Genomic DNA, 16,307 nt, shown 5'->3' on the forward strand with positions numbered 1-16,307 from the left:
TAGTTAACAAGCCGCTGCAACGGCGCGTTTCAGCCATTTCGTCGGGGATATCGCTGGATAGAGCGCGTCACTCGTGCATCCATGTCCCACGACGTCGCTCGAACCGCGCGACGATGCCCGCCGCCCCCGGCAAACGCCGCTTCAGCCGAAGCGATTGTCCCGCGGGAACCCGTTCGGCGGCATCCGGCCGGCAGCCCCGCGCGCCGCGCGCCACGGGCCGAGGTCGGTCTCGGTGCGCACGCGGCCGCTGTCGCCGCCCATTTGCCAGCTCAGCCCGCTTGCAAAGACGAAGGTGATCGCATCCGACAGCCCGCCGTCGCGGAAGCGCATCAACTGCACCCCCTGCCCGCGCGTCAGCTCGGGCAGTTCGGCGATCGGGAAGACCAGCAACCGGCGATTGTCACCGATCGCGCCGACATAATCGTCCTCTGCCGCAACCGGGCGCACGATCTTGAGCTTCGCGCCGAGCCGCGGGGTGACGACCGTCTTCCCCTTGCGGGTCTCGGCATGGATGTCAGCGGTGCGCACGATGAACCCGCGTCCGTCGGTCGCCGCGACAAGCCAGCGATCGGACAGACTCGCGCGGAACACGCCGACGATGCCGATATCGCCATCGAGATCGATCATCAGCCGAAGCGGCTCGCCGAACCCGCGCCCGCCGGGCAACTTGTCCGCAGGGAGCGTAAAGAACCGTCCGTTCTCCGCCGCGACGACGACCTTGTCGGTGGTCTGCGCGTGGAAATCGAACAGCGGCGCGTCGCCGTCCTTGAACTTGACCGCGGCGACCCCGGCGGCATCGACATGCCCCTTCATCGCGCGAATCCAGCCGCGTTGCGACAGGATCACCGTGATCGGCTCGCGCTCGATCATCGCGTCGAGCGGAATGTCGCGCAGCGGGGCCGCCTGTTCGATCGTCGTCCGCCGCCGCCCGAGCGTTGTCTCGGGGCCATAGCGGTCGCGCAGTTTGCCGAAGTCGCGCTTCAGTCGCGTCCGCTGCTTCGCCTCGCTTGCGAGCAGCCCCTCGAGCCCGGCGCGCTCGCGATCGAGCGTGTCGCGTTCCTTGCGCAGCTCCATTTCCTCGAGCCGACGCAAGCTGCGCAGCCGCATGTTGAGGATCGCCTCGGCCTGACGGTCATTGAGCTCGAACTCGGCGATCATCACCGGCTTGGGTTCGTCCTCAGTGCGGATGATCTCGATCACGCGGTCAAGGTTGAGGTAGGCGACGATATAGCCGTCGAGCAGCTCGATCCGGTCCGCGATCTTGCGCAACCGATGTTCGGCGCGCCGCCGCAACACGATGAACTGGTGCTGGACCCATTCGTTGAGCGCCTCCGCCAGACTCATCACGCGCGGCGTGCGGCTCGCGTCGAGCACGTTGAGGTTGAGGCTGAAACGGCTCTCGAGGTCCGACAGCTTGAACAGGCTCTCCATCAGCACGACCGGGTCGACCGTGCGGCTGCGCGGCTCGATCACGATGCGGATCACCGCGTCCGATTCGTCGCGGACGTCCGCCATGATCGGCAGCTTCTTGTCGTTGACGATCGCGGCGAGCTGCTCGATCAACTTGCCCTTCTGCACGCCATACGGAATTTCGGTGACGATCGCGGTCCACGTGCCGCGCCCGAGATCCTCGACCTGCCAGCGCGCGCGCACCCGAAAGCCCCCGCGCCCGGTCGCGTAGCTCTCGGCAATCGCGGCGGGCGAATCGACCACCAGCCCTCCGGTGGGGAAATCGGGCCCGCGGACGTGATCGAGGATGTTGAACCCGGCGAGGTCGCCCGACCGGTCGATCAGCGCGATTGCGGCGTCGTAGAGTTCGGCGACATTGTGCGGTGGGATGTTGGTTGCCATCCCCACCGCGATCCCCGCCGCGCCATTGGCGAGCAAATTGGGGAAAGCGCCGGGGAACAGCTCGGGCTCCTGTTCCTCGTTATTGTACGTCGGCTTGAACGCGACCGCGTCTTCGTCGAGACCTTCCATCAGGTCGATCGCGACCTGCGTCAGCCGGGCTTCGGTGTAACGGAAGGCGGCGGCGTTATCCCCGTCGATATTGCCGAAATTCCCCTGCCCCTCGACCAGCGGATAGCGCACCGAGAAATCCTGCGCGAGCCGGACCATCGCGTCATAGACCGACTGATCGCCGTGCGGGTGGTATTTGCCGATCACTTCACCGACGACGCGCGCGGATTTCTTGAACGCGCTGCTCGGGTCCATCCGCAGCGCCCGCATCGCCCACAGCAAGCGGCGGTGCACCGGCTTCATCCCGTCGCGCAGGTCGGGGAGCGAGCGCGCGGTGATCGTCGACAGTGCATAGACGAGATAGCGATCCGACAGCGCGCTATCGAACGGCGCGTCGGCGATCGCGTTGAAGGGATCATTGGGGTCGATGATGTCGGTCGCCATCTGTTCCGGGTAGCAGGCCGGGGCCGTCTGCGTCCACCGTGACGCTCGGCCTTCGACAAGCCTCAGATGCCGTCGTATCGATGGCAATGATGCTGAGATTCGCTTTTGCCGCCGCCGTGCTGCTCACCGCCCCCGCGCTGGCTGCGCAGGACGCCCCGAAACCGCTGCTTACCTGGCCCGACCTGACCACGCGTCCCAAGCCGCAACCGAATGCGACGGTCGATTATGGCAGCGATCCGTATCAGAAGGTCGACGTGTGGGTACCGGCGGGCAAGGGGCCGTTCCCGACGGTGCTGATGGTCCACGGCGGCTGCTGGACGACCAGCATCGCGGATCACACGCTGATGAACTGGATCGCGGACGACCTGCGCAAGGACGGGATCGCGGTGTGGAACGTCGACTATCGCGGCGTCGACCGGCCCGGCGGCGGCTATCCGGGGACGTTCGCCGATGCCGGCACCGCCGCGGATGCGCTGCGCACCAACGCCCGGAAATTCCATCTCGACACCCGCCGCGTCGTGGCGGTCGGGCATTCGGCGGGCGGGCATCTGGCGCTATGGCTCGCCGCGCGGGGGCGGATCGCGAAGGCCAGCGCGCTGTACCAGCGGCACCCGCTGAAGATTGCGCACGTGATCAGCCTCGGCGGCCTGCCCGATCTGGAGGCGACCGCCGCAAGCCCGGACAATGGTTGCGGCGTCGCGGTCGTCGCCAGGCTGGTCGGTGCGCCCGGGGTGCGGCCTGATGTCTATAGCGACACTTCGGTCCCGCGGTTGCTGCCTGACGCGGTGAAGCAGGATCTCGTCAACGGTCGGGAGGACAAGATCATCCCGCTGCGGATGGGGACGGCGTATGTCGCAACGGCCCGGGCGAAGGGCGACCGGGCAGACCTGCACGTGATCGACCACACCGGCCACGTCGAACTGATCGCCCCCGAGACCGCCGCCTGGGCCGAGGCAAAGACGCTGATCCGAGCAGCCTTCGCGCAATGACCGCCCCCGTCACCCCGAATCACGGCCAAGCCGCATCCCCCCCGTCACCCCGGCGCAGGCCGGGGCCGTCATGTCGGGCGCACATCCTGCGATCACGCGCGAACAGCCAGCCGGCCCCGGCCTTTCCCGGGGTGACGAGCGATTGCGACGGAAGGACTGAATCGTGACCCCCACCGAAGCGCGCGCGCGCGACGCCGCAGATCCCTTGCGCCCCTATCGCGACGCGTTCCACCTGCCCGACGGCGTGATCTACCTCGACGGCAACTCGCTCGGCCCGCTCCCGCGCGCGACTCCAGCGGCACTCGCCGACATCGCCGAGCGGCAATGGGGCGACCGGCTGATCCGCAGCTGGAACGAAGGCTGGATCGAGGCGCCCCGCCGCGTCGGCGCGAAGATCGCAAAGCTGATCGGTGCCGCCGAGGACGAGGTGATCGTCGCCGATTCGACCTCGGTCAACCTGTTCAAGCTGCTCGTCGCGGCGCTCCGGCACGCCGCGCCGCGCACGACGATCCTCAGCGAGACCGGCAATTTCCCGACCGATCTTCACATCGCCGAGGGCGCCGCCGGCTGCGTCCCCGGCGCGCGGCTGAAGGCGGTGGCCCGCGAAACCCTGGCGGATGCGCTCGGCCCGGAGACCGCGGTGCAAATGCTCACCCACGTTCATTACAAGACATCCGAGTGTTTCGATATGTCCGGCTGGTCGGCACGCGCGCATCAAGCAGGTGCGCTGACCCTCTGGGATCTCAGCCATAGCGTTGGCGCAATCCCGATCGACCTGACCGGCGCCGGCGCGGACATGGCGGTCGGCTGCGGGTATAAATATCTCAACGGCGGTCCCGGCGCGCCCGCCTTCCTGTTCGTCTCGCGGCGCTTGCAGAACACGCTCGCCAGTCCGCTGTCCGGCTGGATGGGCCACGCAGCACCGTTCGGCTTCGCCGACGCTTATGCCCCGGCTCCCGGCATGACGCGCTGGCTTGCCGGCACGCCGCCGATGCTCGGGCTCGCCGCGCTCGAGGCGGGGCTCGACGTGTGGCACGGTATCGACCAGCAGCAGGTCGCGCAGAAGAGCGCCGCATTGTTCGATGTGTTGGCGGACATTGGCGGCAAGCTCGGCCTCGCGTGCGTCAGCCCTGCCGACCCGGCCCGCCGCGGCAGCCATATTTCGTTCCGGCACCCGGACGCCTATGCGCTCTGTCAGGCGCTGATCGCGCGCGGCGTAATCGGCGATTTCCGCGATCCCGACATCCTCCGCTTCGGACTGACGCCGCTGTACCTGGGTTTCGAGGACGTGGTCCGTGCCGGCGAGATCCTCGGCGACATCCTTTCCTCCGGCGCATATCGCGACCCGGCCTTCCAGCAGCGCAACGCGGTCACCTGAGCGGCCAAGCGATCGATTGCACCCCCGGCATCGATCCGGTATAGGCGTGGTCTTCCCGCCCCGGCCCGCGTGATCCGCGTTGCCGGGGCCGCTCATTTCCAAGGGTTAGCGCACATATGGCACGCCGCCGCCAGATCTACGAGGGCAAGGCCAAGATCCTGTACGAGGGTCCTGAGCCGGGTACGCTGATCCAGTATTTCAAGGATGACGCCACCGCTTTCAACGCCCAGAAAAAGGGCACGATCAGCGGCAAGGGCGTGCTCAACAACCGGATTTCCGAGCACATCTTCACGCTGCTCGGCGCGATCGGCGTGCCGACGCACTTCATCCGCCGCCTCAACATGCGCGAGCAGCTGATTCGCCAGGTCGAGATCATCCCGATCGAAGTCGTCGTTCGCAACGTCGCTGCGGGCTCGATCTCGACTCGCCTCGGGATCGAGGAAGGCACGCAGCTGCCGCGCACGATCATCGAATATTATTACAAGGACGATGCACTCGGCGATCCGATGATCACCGACGAGCATATCGCCGCATTCGGCTGGGCAGGCCAAGAAGAAATGGCCGACATCGCCGACCTGGCGATTCGCGTGAACGATTTCCTGTGCGGCCTGTTCGCCGGGATCGGCATCCGCCTGATCGACTTCAAGCTCGAATTCGGGCGCGTATGGGACAATGACTATCCCCGCGTGATCCTCGCCGACGAAATCAGCCCCGACGGCTGCCGTCTGTGGGACATGACCACCAACGAGAAGCTCGACAAGGATCGCTTCCGGCGCGATCTCGGCGGCGAAGTCGAGGCTTATCAGGAGGTCGCGCGGCGGCTCGGGTTGCTACCCGAGGAAGCCGATGGCGCGGTGCTCGACATGGAACAGCACCGGCTCAACAAGGGCAAGTAAGCCACGGGGCTGACTTGCTCCGTCTTTCTTCCCCGGCGGAGGCCGGGGCCCAGGTGGACAGGTTCTGGTAACGGGTACAGCCCCGCCATAACCCGCCCTCGACTGGGCTCCGGCCTTCGCCAGGGAAGTGGCATTGAGGGTGCGCGACACGCGATCCCCGCGCATCCACCCCTTGCGACCCGCGCCGCGGGCGAGCATAGCGAGCCGCATCCCCTACCGTCGCAGCAGGACATATCTATGAAGCTCCGCATCTTCGTCACGCTGAAGCCCGGCGTGCTCGATCCGCAGGGTCGAGCGATCCACAAGGCACTCGGTGGCCTGGGGTTCGAGGGCGTCAACGACGTCCGCGCCGGCAAGCTGATCGAGCTCGAGGTCGAGGACAGCGTCGAGGACGCGCAGATCGACGCGATGTGCCGCAAGCTCCTCGCCAATACGGTGATCGAGAATTACCGGGTAGAGCGCGCATGAAGACCGCGGTCATCGTCTTTCCGGGCTCCAACTGCGACCGCGACGTTGCGGTTGCCTTGCGCGAGGTGAGCGGGACCGCGCCGACCATGGTGTGGCATGGCGACACTGCGCTCCCCGACGGAATCGACCTGGTCGCGCTGCCGGGCGGCTTTTCGTACGGCGACTATCTGCGCTCCGGCGCGATCGGCGCGCGGTCGCCGATCATGCAGGCCGTGACCGCAGCCGCCGAGCGCGGCGTGTCCGTGCTGGGCATTTGCAACGGCTTCCAGGTGCTGACCGAGGCCGGTTTGCTGCCCGGCGCCCTGATGCGCAATGCGGGCCTCGATTTCGTCTGCCGCGAAGTCCCACTGACGGTCGAGAACGCGCAGAGCGGCTTCACCAGCCGCTATGCCGCGGGCGAGCGGATCATCATCCCGGTGGCGCACCACGACGGCAATTATTCGGCCAATGCCGAAACGCTCGATCGTCTCGAAGGCGAAGGCCGGGTTGCCCTGCGCTATGCCGAGCCGGTCAACGGTTCCGCGCGGAACATTGCGGGCGTCCTGAACGCGGCGGGCAACGTGATGGGATTGATGCCACATCCGGAACGTCGCATCGACGGTGCTGCGCACGGTGGCGCCGAGGGTCGGCGGATGTTCGAAGGCCTGCTGGAAACCGTCGGCGCATAACCGGTCAACGTCGGAACTGCCGCTCCGACGCTGGCCGGGTTCATTTGCGCTTGCAGGGAAATTCCGCCTTCAGTGCCGTCCGGATCACGAAGGTCGGTGCACTATCCCAGACCTCGCGATGGGTCCGCAGGTACTTGCGCGCCACCGCGACGGCCCGGATCGTCGACGCGCGGGTTGGCGACGGACAGATCTGGTGCGACAGCGACAGCGCGTCGAATGCGCCGAGAATGTAGCCGGTGCAGAACGTCGCGGCCGGATCGGCGTCCTTGCCCTTGCAACGCTCCGCAAGGTCGGCGGTTTGCAGGGAACTGACCACCACCGGCGGCGGTGAAGACGCGGCCAGCGCCAGTACAAGCAACATCATCATCGTTCCTTCGCCTCGTCGAAGCCTCGCTTCCTAGCAGGACGGCGCCCATGGCGACAGCGGGGCGCCGTCATCCGCAGCGGCAAAGGCCGAATGCGCCACCCTCGCGCGTGCGACGAGACGGCCCGGGCGACCGGAGGTCCTCACCCCGCCAGACAGCACGATACGGACGTCGACGCCATTTCCGGCATCGGCGTCCGTATCGCCCCGACCGCGACGCTCGCAACGCGCGCAACGATCCGGGCCGCCTTCATGACACGCGATTGGCGTGCCCGACGAAGCGACCGGTCACTGCAGGAGCGTTGCGATCATCGGCTCAACCGCGCGGCTTGCGCTGGCGCCGCTGCATCTGCTGCTGCATCTGCTGGTCGAGGCCATCGACCCGGCCGTTGATCTGGTCGATCCGCTGCGCATTCTGCTGCGCCTGGCCTGCCGCGGCCTGTGCCTGGCTGAGCGCCTGGCCGGACGTACCCTCGACCGTACGCACGCGACCGTCGATCCCGTCGATGCGCGAGTTCACGGTGGCGATCTCCCGGTTGACGTACCCTTTGGTGGCACAACCGCTAACACCGATCGATCCGACCAGGATCATCGCGACGACTGTAGCCTTTGGAAAATTCGGATGCATATACTCGTCTCTCCGTAATATTGGGGTGGCGATAACAAGCTCGGGCGCGCCGGGCTTGGCAATCGTTAATGGTTAAGATGTGCGTCTTATACGGCAGGGAGCCTGCCGTAGCCCCTTGCGCGGGCTCCCTTCGGGATGCGGGACGCAGCCGAGCAGGCCCGCAGCCGGCTAGACCGAAGCCTTGAACGGCGAGAAATCCGTGCCCCGATCGTACACGTCGATCCCCTCGCGCCGCTTGAGGAAGCCGACCACCAGATACGTGAAGGGGGTCAACAGCACTTCCCACGACACTTTGAGCAGGAACTGGCTGAGCATCACCAGCAGCATGTCGTGAAACGGCCAGTCGGGCGCGCCGGCGAAGGCAAGCGGATAGAAGATCAGACTGTCGAACCCCTGCGCGACGATCGTGCTACCGATCGTGCGGGTCCACAGCATCCGTCCCGCCGTCAGGATCTTGAGCTTCGCCAGCACGAAGCTGTTCGCGATCTCGCCGACCCAGAAGGCGATGACCGACGCGACGATGATGCGCAGCCCGGTCGCGGCCGCCGGGTCCACGAAGATCGATCGACCGAAGACATATTCATAGGCGCCCTGCCCGCTCCAGCCCGACGCCGACGGCAATGCGACGACGATCTGCTCCATCAGCGCCAGGAAGATCAGCGCGCCGAACCCGGCCCAGACGCAGCGACGCGCGCGGGCGTAGCCATAAACCTCGGTCAGCACGTCGCCGATCACATAGCTGACCGGGAAGAACAGGATGCCCGCGCCAAAGGGCCACGGCCCGATCCACGGCAGGTCGACGACCGATCGCTTGCCCGCGCCCACCACGTTGGAGAGCAGCAGGATCACGACGAAGGCGACCATCACGAAATCATAATAGCGGAACGCACGGTCGCCGAGTTCGCGCGCAGTGATGCTCTTCGGTGCGTTCATCGGTCCCCATTCCTCCGCACGCCCGGTATGAAGACCGTTTCGCAGCCGCGCAATCCACGCTACAGGCGAAGCCAGTGCGCGCCCGTAGCTCAGTTGGATAGAGCAAGGAGCTTCTACCTCCTCGGTCGGGGGTTCGACTCCCTCCGGGCGCGCCAATCTCCTCCACGGTCGCGCCCGCCCGGATACCGCCGCTATCGTCAGCCGTCGCGGTTTAGCGATAGTGGCCCATCGTCACCTTCAAGACCTGCGGATGGCTGACGAAATTGAGCCCGTAGTCGGTTTGGTCACCGTTCCACACCCGGCGCATCCGCCATTTGCCGTTGTCGAACGTGCCTTCCTCGACGCGGACGACAATCCCATTGGGACCGGTGCCCGGGGCCCCGGCAAGCGAGACGCGAACGTGGTCGCCCATCACGAGGAATTCGTTCGCCGACAATTGCGCGACCGCGACTCCGCCGACCGGCTCCTTGCCCCACGGCGCCTGGTCGCTCTTAAGCCATTCCCAGTCCTTCATGCCGAACTGCCATTCGCCCCAGGTCGCGGTGATCGTCCAGTCCCCCATGCGCGTGGATTGGACGGCACCATCGTCGGGCTTTGCGGCGCCCCAGGTCGGCTTTTCATAGGCGATGCGCGCCCAGTCGCGCATCATCGACCCGACCGCGGCGTACGGCAGCGCGAACGCGCCCACCGTGGTGGCCGAAAGATCGGCCGCGCCGAGCGGATAGTTGGCATAGCCGGTATCATCCATGCCGAACGGCGCGAAGCCGATCGCCCCCCGACCGAGCGCCGGCCAGAAGAACCGCGCGAAATCGCGCGTGTTGCCCATTTCGGGCACCATCAGCGGATTGTCGGCACGGGCATATTGATCGAGATATTTGATCACATTGGCGCTGGTCTTGTCATAGATATCGGGCGCCTGCAGATCGATCGCGGGCGCAGCCGCCTTCCAGATGTCGAGCACGTCCTGCTGGGGGCCGCCGCTGGCCACGCCGTATGGGTCCGGAACGTTGGACGGTCCCGATAGCGAGGCGTTGACGTACATCGGCAGCGCCTTGATCGCCTTGCCCGCTGCCGCGATCGCGTTGACATAGCTGCCGACATACCAGGTGTTGAACGCCCGGTCGGCCTGCGCGCCGAACGCCGCGCTCCACGTGCCCGACTTGTGCAGTCGTTGCGCCAGGACGGTCGGGATCGGCTTGGCGAACAGCGCATCGGCGGTCGCGGAGAAATCGCGCGGGTTCTTGTAGCTGCCGGTCTCATTCTCGACCTGCACCATGATGACGGTGTTCTGCGGATCGTGATCGCGCAGATAGGTCATCAGCTGGACGAACGCCCGCTTGTCCGCCGCCAGCGTCGCCGCACCGTGCGCGCTGAGCACGCCGTGATCCTTGCCGTCCTTGGTCTTCATGCGCGGGAAGCGGCGATTGTCGAGCTTCACCCAGTCGGGCGTGTAGGAGAAAGACGTGTTCTTCCACGTCCCGAACCACAGCAGAACGACGCGCTTGTCGTGGGCGCGGGCCTGGTCGAGCAAGGTCTGCAGGAAGCTGAAATCGAACGAGCCCTCGCGAGCCTCGACCTGCTCCCAGGCGACCGGCACCTCTACGGTATTGGCGCCGAGCCGATCGAGCACCGGCCACGCCGTGGCGAGCGGCGCCGGATAGTTGCTCGAATTATTGACCTGCGCACCGAGCATGAAGAAGGGAGCGCCATCGACGATCAACGCGTGATGCCCGTTGCGGCTCTCGATCCGCGGCAGCTCGTGCGAAGCCTGTGCCGAAGCGGTGCCGCCTGAAAGGAGCAATCCGGCGGACAGCAACGACGCCATCGCGGCGCGTCGGTGCCGCATGGTCCGGCCAGGGCGGGGGGTGTTCATCGGGATTCTCCACATATCTCTAAGGTCGGTCGCGCCAAGCCGGCTCAGCGCCGCGGGGTGGGCTCGAGCGTCATCAACACCACGTCGTTGGTGGCGAGCGGCACTGTGGCGGCATAGCGTCCGCCCGTGCCGATCCGCACGACACGGTCCTGCTCGGGCTGGTCCAGCGTCAGCGCCTGCAATCGCGCGATCTGCGCCGCGGTGAGCGCCTTCGGGAGGCCCATGTCGATATAGGCCGAATAAGCGTCGTTGTGACGATAGCCGGTGCGATAGGTCCGCAACCGATAGCTGCCGGGCGCGAGGCCGGCGAACTGCACCGCCGCGGGGGTCTGCGGCGTCGCCGGCACCAATCTGGTGTAGAACGGGTGGTTGCTGACCTTCTGGTCGGGCTGGTGCCAATCCCACAGGACGACGCTGGTGCGCCGCCCCTCGCTCGCCGCCCAGCTGTCGGCATCGACCGTCGGCACGGCCTTGCCGCGCAATGCGTTGAGATATTTGTACGCGAACCAGGCCGGCTTGCGGATGCCCTGGGGGTTCATCAGGCCGAAGCCACCCTGGAACGGCGCGGTCGGTGGCCCCGGTTCCTCGAACAGATCGCTATAGGTCCAATAGCTCATCCCCTGGACGCTGCCCTGCACCGCCTTCAACTTGCTGAGGATGTAGGGCGCGCTGACATAGCTGTCGTGGACCGGGTCGCGCGGGGTGTAGCTGGTGCTCCACTCGGTGAAATAGAGCGGGAGCGTCGGGAAGCGCGAGGCGGCGATCTCGGCGCGGACCTTGCGCACGTCGGCGATGATTGCATCGGGCGCGGGCGACAGCTTGGTGTCGCTCTTGCCCTGCTCGTCGAGGAAGCCGCCCTCGACGCCATAGGTATGCGTCGTGACGAAATCGACCGGCGCGCCGCTCTTGGCGACATGGTCGAGAAATTCGGGGACCCACGCAGCACCGGCGGTCGACGGCCCGCCGACGCGCAGTGCCGGATCGACCGTCTTCAGCGCAAGCGCGGTCACGTCGTAAAGCGCGAAGTACGCCTGCTTGTCGGCCTTCTCCCAGAAGCCGTCGAGATTGGGCTCGTTCCATACCTCGAAATACCAGCTCCGCACCTCGGCCGCGCCGTAGCGCTGCTGCAGGTGGCGCGCGAAGGCATCGATCAGCGCCGCCCAGCCGTCGAGCCGCGGGTGCGAGGTGTTGCCCTTCCAGTAGAAGATCGATGCGTCCGACGTCTTGAGCGCCTGCGGGGTAAAGCCGAGCTCGACGAACGGCCGGATGTGCCGCCGCAGCATGTCGTCATACAGCCGATCGATCCCGCTCCAGTCGTACACCGTTCGCCCGTTCTCGATCCGGACCGTCTCGAGCACGTCGTGGAAGATCGCGTGGAAACGCAGGTAGCGAAAACCGAGCTCGTCGGTCGCGATCTTGAGCTGTGCCTGGCTGTCCGCCCGCATCAAGGTGCCGGGATAATCCGAGCCGACCGACAGGTCGTAGAAGCGGTCGACCGGCCCCTGCGCTTGCGCAAGGTCGACCGTGACCACGCGCTGCGGCGCGGCGAACGCCGGTAGCGCTACCAGGGTCGCGGCCGCGACAGCGCCGCCTCCATACAAAGCGATCCGTCGCATAATACCAACTCCCGTAGTTCTGCTGCGCGTTCGGCGCGTTATGACGTAGGCGCCTGGACAGCGGTCAGCCTTACCGATGCGGGCAGGACGGGACTCCCTTGCCCGCTGGCGGCGACCGCGTCGACCATGATCGCACCCGGGCGACCGGTCGATTGCACGATCAACTGCGCGAGGCCGTTGAACAAGGCGCGTTGCGGCGCGGTATCGCTTTCCAGGCTGTTGGGATTGCCGTTGCCGACGCCAAGGAGCTTGCCTGCCCCGGCCACGCTGAACTGCAACGCGTCGTTTGCGGTCGGCACCGGGCGCCCACGGGCATCTAGCAGGTCGACCGTCAGCACCGCGACATCGCGCCCGTCCGCCGCAATCGTCATACGGTCGGCGGCCAGGCGGAGGCGGCGCCCCGGCCCGGTCGTTTCACGACGTTCGCGCAACACGACCTGGCCGTTGCGCCGGCCGATCGCCTCGATCACGCCGGGGGCATACGGCACTTGCCACGCGACATGTTTGAGGCGCGGCATCGGCTTGCGACCGAGGCTCTGCCCGTTCAGCAACAGCTCGATGTCGTCCAGGTTGGAATAGACCCAGACCGAAACCGGCTTCCCCTCCTGCCCGGCCCAGTTCCAGTGTGGGAAGAGATGCAGGCTTGGCGCGGTGCTCCACCAGGCCTTGTAATAGTAATAATAGTCCTTCGGGAAACCACACAGGTCGACGATCCCGAATTGCGAGCTGTTGGACGGCCAGGCATAAGGTGTGGGTTCGCCGCGATAATCGAACCCGGTCCAGGCGAATCCGCCGGCGAGCCAGTCATGCGCGCCATACTGGCTCCACCACTGCTCGGGCGTCGTGCCCCAACCGACGACACCGTCATACGAACTCATGGTGTGTCGCGCGGCATCGGTGCGATATTCGCCGCGCGTGGCGATCGCGCTCGACGTTTCCGATCCGTAGATCGGCCGAGCCGGATGCGCCTTGTGGAACGGCTCCGGAAATTCCGGGTGGTAGTTGAATCCGACGATGTCGAGCGGTTCGGATGGCCCTGCCTCGTTGTTCCAGTTGACCGCAGCCGTGACGGGCCGGGTCGGATCGAGCGCATGGCAGCGATCGACCATCGCCTGCGCGATCCGCGTCCCCTGCGGCGCCAGCGCGCCCTGCTGGAGCAGAAATTCCTCGTTGCCGATCGACCAGCCGATGATCGACGGCGAATTGCGAAACCGCTTCACCATCCGCTCCAGCTCGGCCATCCCGCTCGGGTTCGAGCTCATCTGGCGCGTCTCGCAGAGCATCATCACCCCCATCCGGTCGCACGCCTCGACCCATTCGGGCGTCGGCATGTTGTGCGACGTGCGGACGGCGTTGCAGCCCATGCCCTTGAGCACGCCCAGCCGAAACGCCTGCAGACGATCGGGCAAGGCCGCGCCGACGCCGGCATGATCCTGATGGTTGCACGTCCCCTGGATCTTGATCGGCGTGTCGTTGAGGAAGAAGCCGCGATCGGCGTCGAAGCGCGCGCTGCGAATGCCGAAGCTGACCGTCTCGGCATCGCGGACCGTGCCGTTCGCGACGACCTTGACTACCGCGGTATAGAGATGGGGCGTGTCCAGCGACCATAAGGCCGGGTTCGTCACGCGCGCGCTGGTGCGGTACGTCGCCGATCCCGCCGGCGCGATCGCCTGGACCGGCGCCGTTGCCCGCGCGACCACGGCACCGCGGGCGTCGACGATCGTCCAGTCCAGCGCAGCATCGGCGGGGACGCGCGCCATATTCTCGACGGTGGTGACGAGGTCGAGCATCGCTCCGCCCGCCCCGGGCACGGCCCGCACGACGGTCTCCCACGCGCCGAAATGGACCGGGTCGGTCTTGCTCAGCCAGACGTGGCGATACAGGCCCGCGCCTTCGTAAAACCAGCCGTCGCCGAAACTCGCATCGACGCGAACCGCGATGACGTTCGTCCCGCCATACTCGAGGAAGTCGGTGCAATCGAAGCGGAACGGCGCGTATCCATTGTCGTTGCGACCGATGAAGCAGCCGTTGACGAACACCAGCACGTCGCGCATCGCACCGTCGAATTCGATCGTGATGCGCCGCCCGAGATCGCTTTTGGGAATATTGAAGCTGCGCCGATACCAGCCGACGCTGGTCGCCGGATAGCGCCGCCCGAGCGGGCGATAGCCATGCGAGCGCAATTGCGAATCCCCCGCGCCTGTGTCGTCCTGCACGAACGGCAGCTCGACCGCCCAGTCGTGTGGCAAATCGAGCGATCGCCACGCCTTGTCATCGAACGCCGCCGTCGCGATCTTGATGATCCCGGTCTTCGAGAAATCGGCCTGACCGATACCGAAATCGAAATCCTTCGACGGGTCGGTCCCGTGGCCGAGCGCAAAGCGCCAATCGCGATCGAACCGTATCCGCTCCCGCGGCGCCAGCGCTGCGGGACTGTCCGCGATGCGCGGCGCGCTGCCGTCGGGCTGCGCGGCGGCACGCCCGGGTGGCAATAGCGAAGCGACCGTCGGTAGCGCCAGTCCACCACCCACCAGCAGTCGGCGCGTTATCTGCGTCATGGCTTCGGCTCCCGGCCCATTGGCGCGACGCGAACGCCGCTGAGAAAATCGCGATGGGTTGGCAACACCGACACGCCCTGGCGTATCACCGTGCGCATGCGCTCCAGCTGCGCGCGGACGTGCGCCTCGGGCCATGCGTCCGCGAGCGGGTCATGCCCGCGCGGGACGAGGCCTTGGCCAAGCATCACCGAGAGCCAGCTCGTATCGCGGAACAGCTCGCCCGGATCGAGCAGGACCCGGCCCAGATTGGCGAACACCGCCATCCGCTCCGCCAGGCTGTCGGGGATCGCCATGGCGCGCGTGTGGCGCCAGAACGGCGTGTCGTCGCGGCGCGTCTGCTTGTAATGCAGGATGACGAAATCGCGCACCGCCTCGACCTCGGTCTGCATCAGGCGGTTGTAGAGGTCGATCTCCGGCTGCGCGAAGCCGTTGCCCGGAAAGAGCGACATCAGCGTGACGATGCCGCGCTGGATCAGGTGGATACTGGTCGATTCGAGCGGCTCGATGAAGCCCGCGGCCAGCCCGAGCGCGACGACGTTCTTGTTCCAGGACAGCCGGCGGCGCCCCGTCGTGAATTGCAGCTTGCGGGGTTCCGCGAGGGGCGCGGCATCGAGACCCGCGCGCAATTGCGCTTCGGCGGCATCGTCGTCGATGAACTCGCTGCAATAGACGTGGCCGTTGCCGACCCGGTGCTGCAGCGGAATGCGCCAGCGCCACCCTGCGCTCCCGGCGTGCGATCGGGTATAGGGCAGCGGAGCGCCTGTGACCGCGGTCGGCACGGCAAGCGCGCGGTTCATCGGCAACCAGTGCGACCAGTCGAGGTAACCGGTCCCGAGCGCCTGCTCGATCAACAGTCCACGGAAACCCGAGCAGTCGATGTAGAGATCCGCCGCGAGGCTCTGGCCATCGGCGAGCTGGACGCGATCGACGAAGCCGCTTTCGCCGTCGAGCGTCACATCGACGATCCGCCCCTCCACCGACGTCGCGCCATTGGCGATGGCGAGTTCGCGCAAGACATCCGCATACAGCACGGCGTCGAAGTGGAGCGCGTAGGACATTCGCGACAAGACGTTGCGGGGGTCATCGCTCGGACGGCCGAACTTGCCCGCATAGGCGGCAAGCGTGCACATCGAATAGTCGGGGAGCGCGCCCGCGCCGGTGCGCAGCCAGTGATGATGGAAGGCGACCCCGCCAAGATCGGCGCCATAGCTGCCAAAGGGATGAAAGTAGCGCTCCCCGAGCGCGCCCCAATCGCGGAATTCGATCCCGAGCTTGTAGGTCGCCTGCGTGCGCCGGACGAGTTCGTCCTCGTCTAGCCCCAACAGCGCGTTGAGTTGCAGGATCGGCGGGATCGTCGCCTCGCCGACGCCGACCGTGCCGATCTCGGCGGATTCGACGACCGTCACCGCCAGCGCCTCGGCCGGAAAGCTCTTGGCGAGCACCGCCGCCGCCATCCAGCCGGCAGTGCCGCCGCCCACGATCAACACGCGCTTTACCGGTTGGTGTCGCATCGGCCGCCCTGTTCCGTTCGCC

At 66.5% G+C, this 16,307-nt stretch carries 13 protein-coding genes and 1 tRNA gene; 6 read left to right on the forward strand and 8 right to left on the reverse strand.

Annotation, left to right across the window (positions count from 1 at the left end):
* Window positions 1–141 precede the first annotated feature (141 nt).
* Window positions 142–2,403, reverse strand: coding sequence for a DNA topoisomerase IV subunit A (parC, locus tag L8G49_RS03350; RefSeq protein WP_242182428.1), 2,262 nt, complete (start codon window positions 2,401–2,403; stop codon window positions 142–144).
* Between the two features lie 86 nt (window positions 2,404–2,489).
* On the opposite strand from parC, the gene L8G49_RS03355 reads away from it, so the two are divergent.
* The 5 genes from L8G49_RS03355 to purQ all read left to right on the forward strand — a co-directional run bounded on the left by L8G49_RS03355 (window position 2,490) and on the right by purQ (window position 6,802).
* A complete protein-coding gene (locus L8G49_RS03355; RefSeq protein ID WP_242182429.1) occupies window positions 2,490–3,392 on the forward strand; it encodes an alpha/beta hydrolase in 903 nt (300 codons plus the stop codon).
* 163 nt (window positions 3,393–3,555) lie between these two features.
* Complete coding sequence (kynU, locus tag L8G49_RS03360; protein ID WP_242182430.1) at window positions 3,556–4,770, forward strand: kynureninase; 1,215 nt, start codon at window positions 3,556–3,558, stop codon at window positions 4,768–4,770.
* A 116-nt stretch (window positions 4,771–4,886) separates the two neighbouring features.
* Window positions 4,887–5,666 (forward strand): phosphoribosylaminoimidazolesuccinocarboxamide synthase, encoded by a 780-nt coding sequence (gene purC / locus L8G49_RS03365; RefSeq protein ID WP_010162803.1) that lies wholly within the window; start codon window positions 4,887–4,889, stop codon window positions 5,664–5,666.
* 237 nt (window positions 5,667–5,903) lie between these two features.
* Complete coding sequence (gene purS / locus L8G49_RS03370; protein WP_242137609.1) at window positions 5,904–6,134, forward strand: phosphoribosylformylglycinamidine synthase subunit PurS; 231 nt, start codon at window positions 5,904–5,906, stop codon at window positions 6,132–6,134.
* Window positions 6,131–6,802 carry a phosphoribosylformylglycinamidine synthase subunit PurQ gene (gene purQ / locus L8G49_RS03375; protein WP_242137610.1) on the forward strand — a complete coding sequence of 224 codons (672 nt, stop codon included), beginning with the start codon at window positions 6,131–6,133 and terminating at the stop codon, window positions 6,800–6,802. Before purS ends, purQ begins: the two co-directional genes overlap by 4 nt.
* Window positions 6,803–6,842: 40 nt before the next feature.
* On the opposite strand, the gene L8G49_RS03380 is transcribed toward purQ, so the two are convergent.
* The 3 genes from L8G49_RS03380 to L8G49_RS03390 all read right to left on the reverse strand — a co-directional run bounded on the left by L8G49_RS03380 (window position 6,843) and on the right by L8G49_RS03390 (window position 8,727).
* Window positions 6,843–7,169 carry a Rap1a/Tai family immunity protein gene (locus L8G49_RS03380; protein ID WP_242182432.1) on the reverse strand — a complete coding sequence of 109 codons (327 nt, stop codon included), beginning with the start codon at window positions 7,167–7,169 and terminating at the stop codon, window positions 6,843–6,845.
* 313 nt (window positions 7,170–7,482) lie between these two features.
* Window positions 7,483–7,758: a hypothetical protein gene (locus tag L8G49_RS03385; protein WP_242182433.1), complete on the reverse strand. Its 276-nt coding sequence runs from the start codon at window positions 7,756–7,758 to the stop codon at window positions 7,483–7,485.
* 204 nt (window positions 7,759–7,962) lie between these two features.
* Window positions 7,963–8,727 (reverse strand): queuosine precursor transporter, encoded by a 765-nt coding sequence (locus L8G49_RS03390; protein WP_242137613.1) that lies wholly within the window; start codon window positions 8,725–8,727, stop codon window positions 7,963–7,965.
* Window positions 8,728–8,805: 78 nt separating this feature from the next.
* On the opposite strand from L8G49_RS03390, the gene L8G49_RS03395 reads away from it, so the two are divergent.
* Window positions 8,806–8,882: transfer RNA gene (locus L8G49_RS03395), tRNA-Arg, on the forward strand.
* Window positions 8,883–8,938: 56 nt separating this feature from the next.
* On the opposite strand, the gene L8G49_RS03400 is transcribed toward L8G49_RS03395, so the two are convergent.
* The 4 genes from L8G49_RS03400 to L8G49_RS03415 are packed head-to-tail and all read right to left on the reverse strand — an operon-like array spanning window position 8,939 to window position 16,285.
* The gene (locus L8G49_RS03400; RefSeq protein WP_242182435.1) at window positions 8,939–10,600 is read right to left on the reverse strand and encodes a DUF5597 domain-containing protein; all 1,662 of its coding nucleotides are present in this window, start codon (window positions 10,598–10,600) and stop codon (window positions 8,939–8,941) included.
* Between the two features lie 44 nt (window positions 10,601–10,644).
* Window positions 10,645–12,216: a beta-xylosidase gene (locus L8G49_RS03405; RefSeq protein WP_242182438.1), complete on the reverse strand. Its 1,572-nt coding sequence runs from the start codon at window positions 12,214–12,216 to the stop codon at window positions 10,645–10,647.
* Between the two features lie 38 nt (window positions 12,217–12,254).
* Entirely contained in the window at window positions 12,255–14,774 is a 2,520-nt protein-coding gene (gene galA / locus L8G49_RS03410; RefSeq protein WP_242182440.1) for a beta-galactosidase GalA, read from the reverse strand.
* Window positions 14,771–16,285, reverse strand: coding sequence for a tryptophan halogenase family protein (locus L8G49_RS03415; protein ID WP_242182441.1), 1,515 nt, complete (start codon window positions 16,283–16,285; stop codon window positions 14,771–14,773). Before L8G49_RS03415 ends, galA begins: the two co-directional genes overlap by 4 nt.
* Window positions 16,286–16,307: the final 22 nt, after the last annotated feature.

It is taken from the genome of Sphingomonas sp. CARO-RG-8B-R24-01 (genome assembly GCF_022662295.1).
GTDB lineage: Bacteria > Pseudomonadota > Alphaproteobacteria > Sphingomonadales > Sphingomonadaceae > Sphingomonas.

Bases quoted from the DNA above. Each gene is read 5' to 3' on its own strand.
- L8G49_RS03380 (WP_242182432.1), bottom strand. From the start codon at position 7,169: ATGATGATGTTGCTTGTACTGGCGCTGGCCGCGTCTTCACCGCCGCCG.
- purQ (WP_242137610.1), top strand. From the start codon at position 6,131: ATGAAGACCGCGGTCATCGTCTTTCCGGGCTCCAACTGCGACCGCGAC.
- L8G49_RS03405 (WP_242182438.1), bottom strand. From the start codon at position 12,216: ATGCGACGGATCGCTTTGTATGGAGGCGGCGCTGTCGCGGCCGCGACC.
- galA (WP_242182440.1), bottom strand. From the start codon at position 14,774: ATGACGCAGATAACGCGCCGACTGCTGGTGGGTGGTGGACTGGCGCTA.
- parC (WP_242182428.1), bottom strand. From the start codon at position 2,403: ATGGCGACCGACATCATCGACCCCAATGATCCCTTCAACGCGATCGCC.
- L8G49_RS03400 (WP_242182435.1), bottom strand. From the start codon at position 10,600: ATGAACACCCCCCGCCCTGGCCGGACCATGCGGCACCGACGCGCCGCG.
- L8G49_RS03355 (WP_242182429.1), top strand. From the start codon at position 2,490: ATGATGCTGAGATTCGCTTTTGCCGCCGCCGTGCTGCTCACCGCCCCC.
- purS (WP_242137609.1), top strand. From the start codon at position 5,904: ATGAAGCTCCGCATCTTCGTCACGCTGAAGCCCGGCGTGCTCGATCCG.
- purC (WP_010162803.1), top strand. From the start codon at position 4,887: ATGGCACGCCGCCGCCAGATCTACGAGGGCAAGGCCAAGATCCTGTAC.
- L8G49_RS03385 (WP_242182433.1), bottom strand. From the start codon at position 7,758: ATGATCCTGGTCGGATCGATCGGTGTTAGCGGTTGTGCCACCAAAGGG.
- L8G49_RS03415 (WP_242182441.1), bottom strand. From the start codon at position 16,285: ATGCGACACCAACCGGTAAAGCGCGTGTTGATCGTGGGCGGCGGCACT.
- L8G49_RS03390 (WP_242137613.1), bottom strand. From the start codon at position 8,727: ATGAACGCACCGAAGAGCATCACTGCGCGCGAACTCGGCGACCGTGCG.